This is a genomic window from Paraburkholderia mimosarum LMG 23256 = NBRC 106338, from assembly GCF_000739815.1.
GTDB classification, from domain to species: Bacteria; Pseudomonadota; Gammaproteobacteria; order Burkholderiales; family Burkholderiaceae; genus Paraburkholderia; species Paraburkholderia mimosarum.
The window spans coordinates 230,192-244,509 of sequence record NZ_BBJJ01000005.1 but is presented as its reverse complement, the minus strand read 5'-3'; the positions used below and the strand labels follow the sequence as shown (position 1 = coordinate 244,509).

Annotated in this window: 15 protein-coding genes; 8 read left to right on the top strand and 7 right to left on the bottom strand. The window is 63.8% G+C overall.

Translation table 11 applies throughout. The annotated features are described in order from the left end of the window. Positions 1 to 6 precede the first annotated feature (6 nt). The 3 genes from dctA to BMI01S_RS06225 all read right to left on the bottom strand — a co-directional run bounded on the left by dctA (position 7) and on the right by BMI01S_RS06225 (position 3,399). Positions 7 to 1,326: a C4-dicarboxylate transporter DctA gene (dctA, locus tag BMI01S_RS06235; protein WP_028230183.1), complete on the bottom strand. Its 1,320-nt coding sequence runs from the start codon at positions 1,324 to 1,326 to the stop codon at positions 7 to 9. Beyond that, a complete protein-coding gene (locus BMI01S_RS06230) occupies positions 1,323 to 2,288 on the bottom strand; it encodes a LysR family transcriptional regulator (RefSeq protein WP_028211241.1) in 966 nt (321 codons plus the stop codon). The genes dctA and BMI01S_RS06230 overlap by 4 nt, the downstream gene beginning before the upstream one ends. A 523-nt stretch (positions 2,289 to 2,811) precedes the next feature. Then, on the bottom strand, positions 2,812 to 3,399 hold the full coding sequence (locus tag BMI01S_RS06225) for a TetR/AcrR family transcriptional regulator (RefSeq protein WP_028230184.1): 588 nt from the start codon (positions 3,397 to 3,399) through the stop codon (positions 2,812 to 2,814). A 319-nt stretch (positions 3,400 to 3,718) separates the two neighbouring features. On the opposite strand from BMI01S_RS06225, the gene BMI01S_RS06220 reads away from it, so the two are divergent. After that, positions 3,719 to 4,423, top strand: a complete 705-nt coding sequence (locus BMI01S_RS06220; protein ID WP_028230185.1) for an SDR family oxidoreductase — start codon at positions 3,719 to 3,721, stop codon at positions 4,421 to 4,423. 151 nt (positions 4,424 to 4,574) lie between these two features. Here BMI01S_RS06220 and BMI01S_RS06215 read toward each other — a convergent pair whose 3' ends face one another. Next, positions 4,575 to 4,931: a SpoIIAA family protein gene (locus BMI01S_RS06215; RefSeq protein ID WP_028230186.1), complete on the bottom strand. Its 357-nt coding sequence runs from the start codon at positions 4,929 to 4,931 to the stop codon at positions 4,575 to 4,577. A 232-nt stretch (positions 4,932 to 5,163) separates the two neighbouring features. On the opposite strand from BMI01S_RS06215, the gene BMI01S_RS06210 reads away from it, so the two are divergent. The 3 genes from BMI01S_RS06210 to BMI01S_RS06200 all read left to right on the top strand — a co-directional run bounded on the left by BMI01S_RS06210 (position 5,164) and on the right by BMI01S_RS06200 (position 6,404). Beyond that, positions 5,164 to 5,475: a DUF4148 domain-containing protein gene (locus BMI01S_RS06210; protein WP_028230187.1), complete on the top strand. Its 312-nt coding sequence runs from the start codon at positions 5,164 to 5,166 to the stop codon at positions 5,473 to 5,475. Positions 5,476 to 5,643: 168 nt separating this feature from the next. Next, the gene (locus BMI01S_RS06205) at positions 5,644 to 6,135 is read left to right on the top strand and encodes an aminoacyl-tRNA deacylase (protein ID WP_028230188.1); all 492 of its coding nucleotides are present in this window, start codon (positions 5,644 to 5,646) and stop codon (positions 6,133 to 6,135) included. Positions 6,136 to 6,197: 62 nt separating this feature from the next. Next, complete coding sequence (locus BMI01S_RS06200) at positions 6,198 to 6,404, top strand: hypothetical protein (protein ID WP_028211247.1); 207 nt, start codon at positions 6,198 to 6,200, stop codon at positions 6,402 to 6,404. 120 nt (positions 6,405 to 6,524) lie between these two features. Here the strand turns inward: BMI01S_RS06200 and BMI01S_RS06195 are convergent, their stop codons facing one another. Then, positions 6,525 to 6,743, bottom strand: a complete 219-nt coding sequence (locus BMI01S_RS06195; protein WP_028211248.1) for a hypothetical protein — start codon at positions 6,741 to 6,743, stop codon at positions 6,525 to 6,527. 193 nt (positions 6,744 to 6,936) lie between these two features. On the opposite strand from BMI01S_RS06195, the gene BMI01S_RS06190 reads away from it, so the two are divergent. The 4 genes from BMI01S_RS06190 (at position 6,937) to BMI01S_RS06175 (ending at position 12,259) form a co-directional block, all read left to right on the top strand. Next, positions 6,937 to 7,701: an H-NS family nucleoid-associated regulatory protein gene (locus BMI01S_RS06190; RefSeq protein WP_028230189.1), complete on the top strand. Its 765-nt coding sequence runs from the start codon at positions 6,937 to 6,939 to the stop codon at positions 7,699 to 7,701. A 203-nt stretch (positions 7,702 to 7,904) separates the two neighbouring features. Then, entirely contained in the window at positions 7,905 to 10,421 is a 2,517-nt protein-coding gene (gene ligD, locus BMI01S_RS06185) for a DNA ligase D (protein ID WP_028230190.1), read from the top strand. A gap of 75 nt (positions 10,422 to 10,496) precedes the next feature. Beyond that, a complete protein-coding gene (ku, locus tag BMI01S_RS06180) occupies positions 10,497 to 11,423 on the top strand; it encodes a non-homologous end joining protein Ku (RefSeq protein WP_028230191.1) in 927 nt (308 codons plus the stop codon). Then, complete coding sequence (locus tag BMI01S_RS06175) at positions 11,420 to 12,259, top strand: tetratricopeptide repeat protein (RefSeq protein WP_028230192.1); 840 nt, start codon at positions 11,420 to 11,422, stop codon at positions 12,257 to 12,259. The genes ku and BMI01S_RS06175 overlap by 4 nt, the downstream gene beginning before the upstream one ends. A gap of 58 nt (positions 12,260 to 12,317) precedes the next feature. Here the strand turns inward: BMI01S_RS06175 and BMI01S_RS06170 are convergent, their stop codons facing one another. Further along, positions 12,318 to 13,178, bottom strand: a complete 861-nt coding sequence (locus tag BMI01S_RS06170; protein WP_028230193.1) for a class I SAM-dependent methyltransferase — start codon at positions 13,176 to 13,178, stop codon at positions 12,318 to 12,320. 34 nt (positions 13,179 to 13,212) lie between these two features. Beyond that, positions 13,213 to 14,178, bottom strand: coding sequence for a LysR substrate-binding domain-containing protein (locus BMI01S_RS06165; protein ID WP_028211254.1), 966 nt, complete (start codon positions 14,176 to 14,178; stop codon positions 13,213 to 13,215). Positions 14,179 to 14,318 lie beyond the last annotated feature (140 nt).

Sequence of the window (14,318 nt, the reverse complement as noted above, 5' to 3'; positions counted from 1 at the left end):
TTCCCGTCACGCCCGGGTGTCTGTCGCGGCGTCATCGGCGGCGTCATCGGCACCGCCCCGGCAGCGCGGCCCGGCCGCGCCGAGCGCGCGAGCGAGACGCGCTCGATCGCAGGCGCCTTCCCACAACGACACGATGATCGCCGCACAGGCGTTGCTGATCACGCTCGTCAAGGCGCGCGCCTCGGACATGAAGCGGTCGATGCCGACCAGAAGCGCGACGCCGGCCACCGGCAGATCGGGAATCACCGTGAGCGTCGCGACGAGCGCGACGAGTCCGCTGCCGGACACGCCGGCCGCGCCCTTCGAAGTGAGCAACATGACGGCGAGCATCGTTGCGATTTGCGGCGCGGAGAGCGGCACATCGCACGCCTGCGCGATGAACAGGGCGGCGAGCGTCAGGTAGATCGCGGTGCCGTCCAGATTGAACGAATAGCCCGCGGGCAGCACGAGCCCCACGACGCCCTTGTCACAACCGAGCGCTTCGAGCTTCACGAGCAGGCGCGGCAGGACCGGCTCCGTCGACGAAGTCGCGAGGACGATCAGCAGTTCCTCGCGCAGGTAGCGCAAGAGTCGCCAAAGCGCGAAACCGTGCAACCGCGCGAGCGAGCCGAGCACGAGTGCGACGAACACGAGGCATGCCACATAGAAAGACACCATCAGCATGCCGAGCGAGCCGACCGAGCGAATGCCGAAGCGGCCCACCGTGAAAGCCATCGCACCGAACGCCCCGAGCGGGGCGAGCCGCATGATCATCGCAAGGATGCGAAAGAGCACCTGTGCTACGCCGTCGATCACCTCCAGTAAGAGCCGGCCGGCCTGCTGATGCGAATTGAGCGCGAAGCCTGCGAGAATCGCGAGCAGCAGCACCGGCAGCACGTCGCCCTTCTCGAAGGCGCCGAGTATCGTGTCCGGGATCGCGCTCAGCGCGAGCGCCACGAGCCCGGTTCCCTGCGCGGGCTTCGCATAGGGCGCGAGAATGCTCGAATCGAGATGACGCACGTCGACGTGCAGGCCGGCGCCGGGTCGCATCACGAGCGCGGTGACGAGGCCGATCGCGAGCGCGACGGCCGTCAGGACATAGAAGAGCGCCAGCGCCCGGATGATCGTGCGGCCGATGGCCTTCCCGTTCGCAAGCGAGGTGATGCCGAGGACGATCGTGCAGAAGACGATTGGCGCGATCGTCATCCGCACGAGGCCGACGAACGCGTCGCTGAGGGGCTTGAGCAGCGCGCCGGCCGATGGCCAGAAGTGGCCGACGGTCATGCCGAGCGCCATGCCCAGCAGGACCTGCACATAGAGCAGACGAAGCGGTCTTGTCAAACTCACGACGCGGTCTTCCTTCGTGTCTTGCCTGTCGTGGCGCTGTTGCCTCCCGCATCGCTGCCTGCGACTCTGCCGCGCTTCGTTTCGATGATGGCCCGGTGAAACTCCTCCGCAGCGGGCGTGAGTGGACGCCCGCGTCGTCTCACGATGCCCACGCGTCGTTTGACCACCGGTTCGACGAGCGGCACGCTCGTCAGGACAGGGTGGTCCTCGCCGGGCATGGCCATCGACGGCACCGCGGCAACGCCGAGCCCCGCTTCGATCAATCCGAGCATGGTCGTGACGTGCCGCGTCTCACAGACGCTCGGCGCGCGCGGCGGCACGGCCGAGAGCGCCTGGTCGAGCAACAGGCGATTGCCGGAAGTCTTGTCGACCGAGACGTACTCGTGCTCGTAAAGCTCGCCCCAGGTCACGCGACTCTTGCGCGCGAGCGGATGGTCGCGGCGGCAGGCGGCAACGAACCGCTCCTCCAGCAGCAACTTGAACTCGATCTCGGGCTCCTGGCTGCCCATGAAGCTCACGCCAAAATCAGCCTCGCCGCTGATGACGGCGCCGAGCACGTCGTTCGCGCTCGAATCCAGCAGCTTGACCCTGATGCGCGGAAAGCGGCGATGATAGCTCGCGATGACGTTCGGCAGAAAGTAGTACGCCACCGAAGGCACGCACGCGATCGTCACGTGACCCAGGCGGCTCGATGAAACGTCGCGGATGCCGAGCAGCGCGACGTCGAGATCATCGAGCAGTTGTTCGGCGCTCGGGGCAAACACGCGGCCGACGGTGGTGAGGGTGACGCTGCGCGTGGTGCGATCGAAAAGACGCACGCCGAGCGCTTCCTCGAGCTTGTCGATCCGGCGGCTCAAGGCAGGCTGGGAGATGCTGACCGCCTCGGCGGCTTTTCGGAAGCTTCCCAGCTCGACCACCGCGCGAAACGCTTGCAAGTCGTTCAAGTCGAAATTGATGCCCACGGGCGGTCTCCGCATCATTGGATGCCGCGTATTTTGCATGATTCAGCCAAAGTACCCATCGGGACAACGCCTGTGTGCACTGCCTCGAGGCGCAACGCCTAAGTGAAATGCGACCGGCTGGCTTTTGCACCGCCAGGGAAGCCGCCTCCTCTGCAAGGCGGTCGAGCGCTGCATGACGGTCGACAATTGCGTGAACTCGGCGCCATATTGGGCTCGTTTCGGGCAATTGGTTCATCGCGTCCAGGTCTACACTGGTTTTCATGGAGCGAGTCGTTGGCTCCATCCCGGGATTCCCCTCCTGCGGAAGAGTTGGACCATACCATGTACCCGTTGCAAAAAGCAGTCCGGCGGTAGCAGTCGTATCTGGCAAGGCTAACCGGTTTTTGTCGAAGTACAACGCTATTGAAATAATGAGGAGTGCAGGGTAATACGCCGTTGAAGTACCGCTTCATCAAGGCATGATCCGCAGGTCCAGGCCGCTTGCATCGGAAAGGATGCGGGCGGCCTTTGTTCGTCCAGCGCGCTACTGACGCGAGGCTCGGGGCTCGTCGGGCGCGTCGACGAGCGTGCGCCGCCCCGCGTCGAGGATTTCGTCGGCGAGGGCCGGGTCTGCGCCGGCGATCGCACGCGAGAGCACGATTGCCCCCACCATTTCACTGAACGCTGCGATCGCGTCGCGACGGGTTTGCTCCGGCGGCGTGCCGTCCGTCGCCATCATGTCTGCCAGGCGGTCGAGATAAGCGGCGAGCCCGCGCGCGTAGCACGCACGCGCCGCGTCGGTCATTCGGGGAGCATCGCCCGCGAAGCCCGAGAGCGGGCACCCCGCTTCAATGTTGTCGCGGTGCGCGCTCGACAGGTAGCGCGCCGTCTGCTGCGCGAGGCTCCCGCTGTTCGGCGAATCCGCATAGTCCTGCATCGCCTTTTCCATCACCGCGGCAACCAGCGCGTCCTTTGACTTGAAGTGGTTATAGAAGCCGCCCTGCGTGAAACCGGCTTCCTTCATCAACTCCGTGAGCCCCACGGCGTCGACGCCGCGCGCCCTGAACAGCCGCTCGGCGGCCGCGACGATCGCGTTGCGGTTCTCGGCGGCCTGCTGTCGTGATACTCCCATCGGTCCCTCCCTTCTCCCTGATCCAGGCGATCACGTCGATTGATAAACACAATTTCGATCACCATTGACATGCGTCAATGGCATCGACACAATGCCACGATGGTGATCGACATTGACTGAGTGTAGTCGACTTCCGCGTGCAACGCGACGCCACGCCGGCGCGGTGCTGCGGCCGGTCCAGATTCATCGCGCTTCAATGCACTGGCTGGCCAGATGAACTTTCACCGGATTTCAAGCGCGCGCGAAGCCGGGCGCGCATGCGATTCAAGCGCGCGCGAAGCCGGGCGCGCATGCGATCCATCAGACGAAAGGATGGGATATGAAGATCGAAGGTGCGGTTGTTTTCGTCACGGGCGCGAACCGCGGGCTTGGCCGCGAGTTCGCAAAACAGGCGCTCGAAAGAGGGGCGCGCAAGGTCTACGCCGGCGCGCGCGATCCGGCTAGCGTGACGCTGCCGGGCGTCGTCCCCGTGAAGCTCGACGTCACCGATCCGGCGGCCGTGGCCGCTGCCGCCGACGCGGCGCGCGACGTCACGCTGCTCATCAACAATGCGGGCATCGCGCGGCTCGGCAGCCTGACGGACGACGGCGCGCTCGATGCGTTGCGCGATCACTTCGAGACGAACGTGTTCGGCGTGCTGGCGATGGCGCGGGCGTTCGCGGGCAACCTCGCCGGCAACGGCGGTGGCGCGATCCTGAACGTGCTGTCGGTTGCGAGCTGGGTGAACCGGCCGATCCTCTCCGGTTATGGCGTATCGAAGTCGGCCGCGTGGGCGGTGACCAACGGGCTTCGTCATTCGCTGCGCGAGCAGCGCACGCAGGTCGTCGGGCTGCATGCCGGCTTTATCGATACGGACCTGACGCGCGGGCTGGAAGTGCCGAAGGCGACGCCGGACGACGTCGTGCGTCAGGCGTACGACGCGATCGAGGCCGGAGCGGAGGAAGTGTCCACCGACGCGTTCACGCGGGAGGTGAAAGCCGGGCTGTCGGCAGGTGTCTATCTGAACGAGCCGGCTACTCACTGACTTAGCAGGAGCGGCTACGTTTCGCGAACGGGTTCGCGCGGCATCGAAGCGTCGGTTCAGGTTGCGGCCTGGTCGATGTGCGCGTCCCCTCGCCAACCGTTTCTGGCGATGTTGAGGTTCCGTTCGCAAGCGCTCGCCCTGGAAGCGAGGTTCATTCGTTGATCCAGGCTCGCGCCTGTTCCAGCTCGTCGATACGGAACGCCTTGATTTCAGCCTTTGTAAAGAATCGCGCCAAATGCATCGAGGCGCGAATCCAGCCCGCGTCGGCGACCACCGCCGCGCGCTTGACCTTGCGCGCCACTGAAACGCCGAGCGTCAGGTCAGTCCACAGCGCTTTAGGCTCCATACCGGTGAAATGCTCGATGCGTTCGAGTACACGGGTCTTTCCGTTCAGTTCAAGGTCGTCACGCATTCGCTCGATGGCTTCGCGCAGTTCGCCGTCTGTGATTTTGCCTTCGACGGATATTTCGATGACCGATGAACCGTGAGTGGTGTGATAGAGAATCATGACGGAACCCGAGCCAGTGAGACGTTAGAGGCTGACGCACCGATAAACCCGGCGTCCGGTGGCTTTCGCATGGTACCGCTTTGCACGCCCGGTTAGCCTCGAGTATTTGCTCATCATGCACTGAGCGCCTCCCCCGGTGACAGGTCTAAGGCAGAATAAACACTGGAAGTCACGCGCGACCGTTGGCGTCGCACTGGTTGCGCCGCGCCAATCAGACCTGTGGAGATGCGCTATGGAAACCCTTGCGAGAAACCGCTCGGCGCTTGCTGCGTTGACGCTCCTGCTGACGGCATGTGTCGTCGGCGGCGTGCCGCAAAGCGGGCCACATCTGAGCCCGACGGAGTGCCGCGACCTGGCCGCGCTCAAAACCAATGCACCTCCGACCAAGGCGCAACGCCAAAGCGAGCTTTCGGCCCTGCGCAAAGCGGGCTATGACCCGTCACCATGGAACGACGATCCGAACTACCCGGACGATCTGCATGCGGCGCAGCAACTCGTCGACCATTGGTTCCAAACCGAGTGCCCGCAGTATCAACCCGGGTGAGAAAGGCGGCTTCTCTGGACTCATCGGTGACAACTTGAAGTCCGTTACCGGGTCTCGTGCCGAGGTTTGATGGAGCCGGTGGCGGCGTGCTATTTGCACGCGCGTGAACTATTCTGAAGGGACGACTCGCGGTTGGTTTTCTTCTACGCATTCGACAGGAGGTGTGCCATGTCGATGTCGACCACTTTGCAGGAGCGCCTGCGCAGCAAGGGCTCACGCTACGAAATCGTGCGCCACCCATACAGTCATTCGAGCATGGAAAGCGCTGCCGCGGCTCACATTCCCGGCGACCGTCTTGCCAAAACCGTGCTGCTGGAAGACGAGCACGGCTATGTAGCCGTCGTGCTGCCCTCGACTTATGCCGTGCAATTGTCCGAGCTTTGGAACAAGACAGGACGCAGGCTCGCCCTTGCTACGGAGGTCGAACTGCGCGAGCTCTTCAAGGACTGCGATGCAGGGGCGTTGCCGCCGATCTGCGGGGCGTATGGCATGAAAACCTACCTCGATACGAACCTTGCCGATCAACCGGACATCTACTTCGAGGCGGGCGATCACGAAGAACTGGTTCATATGGAAGCGGACCAGTTTCTGGCTCTGATGGACGACGCGGAGCGTGCCCGTTTCGCAAGGCGCATGCGCGGCATGAGTGGCCGCGCGTAAGTGAGCGGAGCGGGGCCAACGGCCGCGAAAGGACGCGCAGCGATCACTCAAAGGGGCAAACAATGAAGTTCTATGCGCGTGAGCACGAAGGGCGTCTCGAGGTTTTTAGCTTCGACGGTGTCTACAGAATTCGCATTACGCAATTGTGCGGCGCGGCGAAAAATGCGTTCGTGGATACCGTCCAGCTATGGATCAGCGACGGCGTGTCACCGGACGAAGCCATCGCACGGGAGGCCGAGTCGTTGGCCCGATTGATCGAGGAATACTAGAAACTGACACGAACGCTTTCCGGAGTGAGCCGTCGAAAAGCGCCGCAAATTGAAGCGCCATTGCACCGCATGTGCGTGCAATCGTTCGAAGCGGATCCGGTTGAGCCGGAATCTGCGGCGTCAACCATGGGTGTCCACCCACGCGCGTGCCCAGGCTAACCCCGCTTGCTGTGCGTCGTCCTCCGAATTAAATAAATCCAGAACGCCCGAAGCGCTGATGAGTTTATGGTCCCGGGTCACCGTGCCGCCTCCGGCATAGCGCTCGGGCGTGAGGATGTCCGCCTGTTGGGCGATGGCGTGGCCCCACAAAACGTATCCTTTATAGGTTTCTCGTACCATGGATTTTTCCAGACGCGGGAGTTGCCGAAGCTGCTCGCCGAGCCAATCCGTAAACGGCATTACGTGAGTTGGTCAGCAATGGACAGTAATGTTTCTCGCTGACGAGCGCAAAGGAATTCAAAACCAGATATTGTATTTGCCGTCCGATGTGGCATAGTGCCGGAAAACTATCTTTTCAAGGGAAAAAACACGAATGGCTACGCTCGAATCGATTCAGGCAAGGATCGCAAAGTTACAGGCTCAAGCAGAAGCATTGGCGACAACGAAATCGACAGCGGTGCTCGAAAAGATTCGTGGTCTCATGAGCAAGCACGCGGTGACGCTCGCCGATATCGAAGCATTTGTCGGTAAACGGCTCGGACGCAAAGCGGGAACTACCGCTGCGGCCCGGCAGGGCTCGTCGGCCGCAAAATATCTCGATCCGAAGACGGGTGCAACCTGGTCGGGCCGCGGTCGAGCGCCTGCCTGGATTGCCAATGCGAAGGACCGAAGCAAGTTTCTGATTACGGGCGCAACGCCGAAAACCGCTGCTGATGTGAAAGCGCCGAAGGCGGGGAATTACGTACGTGGCCCGCAGCCGCCGAAATACCGTGATCCGAAAACCGGCGCGACCTGGTCCGGCCGTGGCACGGCACCCGCGTGGCTCGCCGGCGCAAAAGACCGGTCGAAGTTTTTGATTGAAAACGCAGAACCTGCAAAGAAGGCGTCCAAGGCGCCGGCAGCCAAAAAATCCGCTGCAAAGAAGAGCACCGCGAGTAAGAAAGCCACTGTCAAGAAGGCCACTGCAAAGGCGGCAACGCCGGCGCGCAAGGCCGCTCCGAAGAACGGTGCGGCGGCGAAATCGCCGGTCTCCAGAAAGGCACGGGCGCCGAAGGTCGCGGTGAAGTCTGCGGAACCTGTCGAAGTAGCGGCGCCGCAGGCCGCCACTGAGGTTGCGAGTTCGGCCGCCGCGGCCTGAAGATCCACTCAGGCGCCACGCACCGGGCCTCGGAAGCATTCCCGAGCCCGGTTCGGCGCTTGTACTCGTTGCGGTGACCAAGGCAGCCGTGGTTTGAGGCCTGGCCTGGCGCCCACCTGAGTCTGCCAACTGCAGCGCGTGCAGCTGTCTTCAGGCTTTCGATTTGCGACACACCAGGCGAGAGCGCTTCCTGGAGTATCGTCATGGCCTCACCCCGCGACCGCGACCCGGCGGCTCCGCCGCTTTCCCGTTATGGCAAAAAGCGGGATTTCCGCATCACGCCCGAACCGGCGCCATCGCCGCCCGGCGGAACCGCCGACCGGGAGCATCCCTGTTTTGTCGTTCAAAAGCACTGGGCAAGCCGGCTTCACTATGACTTTCGGCTCGAGCTCGATGGCGTGCTGCTGTCATGGGCGGTACCGAAGGGTCCATGCTACGACCCGAAGGAAAAAAGGATGGCTATCCACGTGGAAGACCATCCTGTCGAATACGGAGGCTTCGAGGGCACCATTCCGCCGAAACAATACGGCGCCGGCACGGTGATCGTGTGGGACCGCGGGACATGGGAGCCCGTCGGCAATCCCCAGGAGGGAATGGCAGCCGGCAAGCTGGTCTTTCGGTTGCATGGCGAAAAGCTTGCCGGGCTCTGGGAACTGGTTCGCATATCGAAGCCCGACGACAAGCAGGACCAGTGGATGCTGTTCAAGAAGCGCGATGCGTGGGCGCAGCCGCTCGCGCAATACGATGTGATCAAGGCGTTGCCCGACAGCGTCACGACGAAGCCGCTGGGGCTCATCGAAGAACGCGAGCCGAAGGAAGCGAGGCCAGCGCACAATGAGGCGTCCGGGATAGACCTCTCCGCGGCGGTGTCTGCGCCGTTGCCTGCCAGACTCGAGCCGCAACTCGCCACGCTGGCGGCTTCGCTTCCCACAAGCGGTGACTGGATAGCGGAGGCGAAGCTCGATGGCTATCGCATGCTGGCGCGCATCGCCAAAGGGCATGTGCGGCTCATTACGCGAGGCGGCCATGACTGGACCGCCAGGTTCCCGACGCTCGCAGCGGAAATCGAAGCGCTTCCCGTCACGAGTGCGTGGCTCGATGGCGAGATCACTGTCATAAAGAACGGCATTCCCAGTTTCGCCGCCTTGCAGGATGCGATAGACGGCAACGCCAACCAGCACATCGTCTACTTCCTGTTCGATCTGATCTACCTCGACGGGAAGGATCTCAGGAAGGTGCCGCTTTGGGCGAGACGCGCGCGGCTAGCGCAGCTGCTTGAAAAGCCCGGCGAGCATATCCGTTTCAGTCAGGACTTCGAAGCACCTCCCGCCCAGCTGTTCGAGGCCGCCTCCGGACTGGGCCTTGAAGGGCTCATGCTCAAGCGCCGCGATGCGCCCTATGAATCGGGGAGGACCCAGACGTGGCTCAAGGCGAAATCGCGGCTGCGGCAGGAGTTGGTGATCTGCGGCTTCACGGCCCGGGGCGGCAAGGACGGCGAGGTTGGCAGCCTGCTGCTCGGCTACTACACGGACGGCAAGCTTCGTGACGCCGGAAGCGTCGGTACCGGCTGGGACGCCAGGACCGCGCACGACTTGTGGGCACGGCTCTCGCTCCTTGAAGTGGATGCGGCGCCCTTCGACATGGCTGTCGACAGGCGCCGCCGCTGGGGGCGGCGCTCCGCGGGCAGCGAGCGCTGGGTTCGCCCCGAACTCGTCGCGGAGGTCGAGTTTGCGGAATGGACGGCCGATGGCGTCATCCGGCAGGCCTCCTTCAGAGGACTGCGAATCGACAAGCCGCCCGGCGGTGTCGTCCGGGAGGGCGGCAGAACCCAGGCACCGAGCTCTCAGCCGAAGCTCAAGATCACGCATCCGGAGCGCATAGTCGATCCTTCGGCTGGCATCACGAAGGCAGATCTCGTCCGCTACTACGCGAGTATTGCGGAACGCATGTTGCCTCACTTGAAGGCTCGCCCGCTCGCCATGGTCCGCGCACCCGAGGGCATCGCGGGACAGCTGTTCTTCCAGAAGCATGCCGAGAGAACGAGCATGCCCGGGCTGACGGCCCACGACCGCGCGCTATGGCCGAACCATCCGCCCTTGTTGACGGTCGACACCGTCGACGCTTTGCTTTCGGCCGCGCAAATGAACACCATCGAATTCCATACGTGGAATTCGACGGTCCGACAACTCGACAAGCCCGACCGTGTCATTTTCGATCTGGACCCGGGAGAAGGCGTGAAATGGGGGCACGTTCAAGAGGCCGCGCTGCTCGTTCAAACGCTGCTATCGGAACTCGGTCTGCAAGCGTGGCTGAAAACGAGTGGCGGGAAGGGCTTGCATGTCGTCGTGCCGCTGGCGCCGCGCCTGGGCTACGAGCCCGTGAAGGCGTTCTCGCAGGCTTTCGTGCGGCACCTCGCGAAGTCCATTCCGGAGCGCTTTTCGGCGACGTCGGGGGCTTCGAACCGGGTCGGCAAGGTCTACGTCGATTATCTGCGCAACGGCAAGGCGCAGACCACGGCCGCCGCGTTTTCGGCCCGCGCGCGGCCGGGGATGGGCGTTTCGATGCCCGTGTCCTGGGAGCAACTGGCTGCCCTCAAGAGCGGGGCGCAATGGACGGTCCAGACGGCCCGCGAGTACCTGAGCTTCCAGCCGCTGGACCCGTGGGCGGATTACGGGTCGACGCGGCAGTCGTTGGCGTCGGCGATAAAGCGCCTAGAATGAAACCATCGCTGGCCGGCGGCGGCATGCGCTTTGCGTAAGCGACATGCTGACCGTGCAAATCGCGAGGAGGAGTCCATGCCCGCCCGCTCAATCGCTTCTTTGACCCTGTCTTTCGGGCTCGTTTCGATACCGGTGAAGCTCTATAGCGCGACCGAGACTTCGTCGGACGTCAGGTTCCACATGCTCGCGCCGGACGGCTCGCGCGTGAAGCAGCAGTACATCTCGGAGAAGACGGGCGAGGTGGTCGACCGCTCGGCCATGAACAAGGGCTACGAGTTCGAAAAGGACCGCTTCGTGGTCTTCACGAGCGACGAACTCAAGGCGCTGGAAGACGCCGCCAGCCATGTCGTGGAGATCATGGCCTTCATCCCGAAAGAGGCGATCAATCCGGTGTTCTACGACAAGGCGTATTTCATCGCGCCCGACAAGCGCGGCGGGAAGCCGTACAGCTTGTTGCAGCAGGCGCTCGCACAGAGCGGCCGGTGCGCGCTGGCGAAATGGGCGTCGAAAGGGCGAACGCGAATCGTGCAGGTGCGCCCGGAAGAAGATGGGCTCGTCTTTCAGCAACTGCGCTATGCCGATGAGGTTCGATCGCTGGCCGAGCTGCATATCGAGCGTGTTCAAGTATCCGATACCGAAATGAAACTCGCGCTGCAGATCATCGAGCAGGGTGCGCAAGACAATTACGACCCGAATGCCTACGAAGACGAGGAAAAAAAGCGCATCCTCGCTGCCATCGACGAGAAGATCGAAGGCAAGCAGGTCGTCATTCACGAGCCCGAGGAAGAGCAGGTTGGCGGTGGACAAGTCATCGACCTGATGGATGCCTTGCGCGCGAGTCTGAAAGGAGGCGCAAAGGCGAAAGCGGCTCCGGCGCCGAGGCGCAGCAAGAGCGAGGAACCCGTTGCCGAGCTGCCCGTCGCGCCCAAGACGCGCAAGCCACCGGCGCGTGCAGCCAAGGCTCACGCTGAAGCGCCTGCGAAGGTTCGGGCACGCAAGTGACGTCACGAGCCGCCGCGCGCGAGATTTCGATGCGCGAATTGCAGGCCATGCTGGGGGTCTCGCGAAGCGTGGTTTCAGGCCTCGTCGCGGCGGGATTCGTGACACCGTCGCGAGGGCCGGGCAACGCATACCGCTTCACGTTCCAGGATATCGTGCTGCTGCGCACTGCGTTGCAGTTGCGCGAGGCGCGCATCCCGCCGCGCAAGATCATCACGGCCCTCACTCGGCTCAAGGACGCATTGCCCGATGCGTTGCCGCTCACAGGGATTCGCGTATCGGCGGTCGGCAGCGAGGTCGCCGTGCGAACCGGCACTTCGCAGTGGGATGCCGTTACCGGCCAGCTTCTGCTGGACTTCGAAGTCGCGCAAATCAAGGGCGATGTCGTCTTTCTCGACTCGGCTCCCGCGCAGAAGAACGTCGCGCACCAGGCGCAGGAGTGGTACGAACTCGGCGAGCAACTGAGAACGTCCGATGCAAGCGGTGCTGAACGCGCGTACAACAAGGCCATCGAGCTATCGCCGCAGCCTTTTTATGCCGCCTATGTGGACCTCGGCGCGCTGCTGTGTGAACTCGAAGGACGCTGCGAAGATGCGCTGCATCTATTCGAGAAGGCGCTCACTCACTTCCCCGACGATGCCGTGTTGCACTTCAACCGCGCGATTGCGTTCGAGGAGCTGGGCCGCCTCGAAGACGCAGAGCGAAGTTATCAACGCTGCCTTGCGCTCGACCCGTCGTACGCGGATGCTCACCACAATCTGGCGATACTGCTCGAAAGGCGCGGCGATCCACAGGGGCTGGTCCGCCATTTGAACGCGTATCGCCGGCTGACGACATGAACTGCACACAACGTGTGCCGCGGATCCTGCCGGACCTATCCCCGGGCGGCGTTGCCGTTCAAACCGTCGCCACCAGAATCGACTCCCCGCTCGCGGGCCGCAGCCCATCGCGACGTCCTGAGAAATAACGCGCGGTGAGATCCGCGGTCGAAACATGTTGCGCCTCGCGCAGCCCCGCTTCGCGTGCGAGCGCAAGCATCTCGTCCGGCGCGAAGAAGCTCACGAACGGCGTGCCCGCCGCTCGCGCGCGCTCGTACACGGCGGCGTGCTGCGAGCGCTCGGGCCCGGCGATGAGATCGAGCGGCAAGAGGAACGTCATGGCGAGCGTGGAGCCCGGTGCGAGCCGTGCGATCTGCCGCAGCGTCGCGAGATTCGCTTCGCGCGTGAGATACATGGAAACGCCCGTGGACGCGATCACCGCAGGTTTCGCCGCGTCGAATCCCGCCGCGGCGAGCCGTTCCCACCACGCCTCGCCGGCTTCGAAGTCCACAGGCACGAAGTGCAGCCACGCCTCTTCGCGATAGCCAAGCTCCGTGAGCCGCCGGCGCTTCCACGCCTGCGGCCCCGGCTTGTCCACCTCGTACACCTGCAGCCGCGAAGCGATCTCCGGGCGGCGTTGCGCGAACGTGTCGAGACCCGCGCCGAGAATCGCGTATTGCAGCGCCAGGCCTTTCGCGGTCTGTTCCGCCACGAGATCCTCGCCGAAGCGAGCCCGGCCGACGATCGAAGCGCGATAACCGCGCGTGCCTTGCGGATCCATATCGGGCCGCTCGCGCCAGTTCGCATCGGGCGCTGCGATCTGCAGACCGGTTTCGTCTTCGAGGACGTGAGGCGCGTCGTCGACCTCGATGTGCAGCGCGCGCCATAGCGCGACGCGAATGGCGGTGCTGTCGGGCGCTGCGGCATGGCTGGCGTGCATGGTTCCGTCCTCGGGCACGAGTTTCCTCGCGCGATTATCGCGCGGTTTGCGCTCCATAGATCTCGGCGCTCACTTGCCGCAACGTCTCCATCATCACGCTCGCCGCGGGCGTGAGCAGGCCGTCCGCGCGCGTGATGATGCCGAAGTCGTCCATCTGGCAGTCCATCGGCACGGGCAGGATCGCGACCATGCCGTGCGCCGCGTAGTAGCGCGCCACGTCCTCGGTGAGCACGGCGATCATGTCGCTTTGCTCCAGCACGCGCGTGATGAAAAGCAGCGCGGGCGTTTCCACCACGTTCGAAGGGGGCGCGAGGCTTGCGCGCTGGAACATCAGCTCGAAGCGGTGGCGCAACACGCTGCCCACCGGCGGCACGACCCACGTGTCGCGTGCGATGTCGGCGAGCGCGATAGACCGGGATTGCCCGTCGGCGAGCATCGGATGCCCGGGCCGCACCACGGCGCAGACGGGCTCGCCCGCGAGCCGCTCGTAGCGCAGCTGGAGCTTGTCGTGCTCGGCTGAGAGGCGTCCCAGCACCACGTCGAGCTTGTCCTGCGCGAGATGCTCGAGCAGCACGTTGCTCGCGTCGATCTCCACGCTCACGCGCAGGTTGGCGTGCGTGCGCTTGACCGCCGCGACCGCCGCCGGCAGCACGCGCACGCCCGGCGACGTGATCGCGCCCACCGCCACGTGGCCGAGGCGCCCGGCCTTCAGGGCGCTCAGCTCCTCCTGCGCCTGGTCGAGGCTGCCGAGCACGGCGCGCGCGTGGCGGATCAGCGCGTCGCCGTACAGCGTGGGGCGCATGCCGCGCGGCATGCGCTCGAACAGCACCGCGCCCAGCATGTCTTCCAGCTCGCGCAGCAGCTTCGAGGCGGCCGGCTGCGTCATGCTGAGCACCGCCGCCGCCCGGTGGATGTTGCCTTCTTCGGCCAGCGCCACGACGAGGAGCAATTGCCGCGTTTTCAACCGCGTGCGCACATACCAGGGGCTTGTGTCGAGCATGATTTCGCTGGAAATCCCAAATAGTATTAGGTGTTTATACCAATGCCTGTTTCGGTATCGGATGCGTCCATTTTTTCATTAGAAGGTTATCAGAGTTCTCCATAGACTGTGCTCAATCCATTGCGCGAATGACTCGCCCC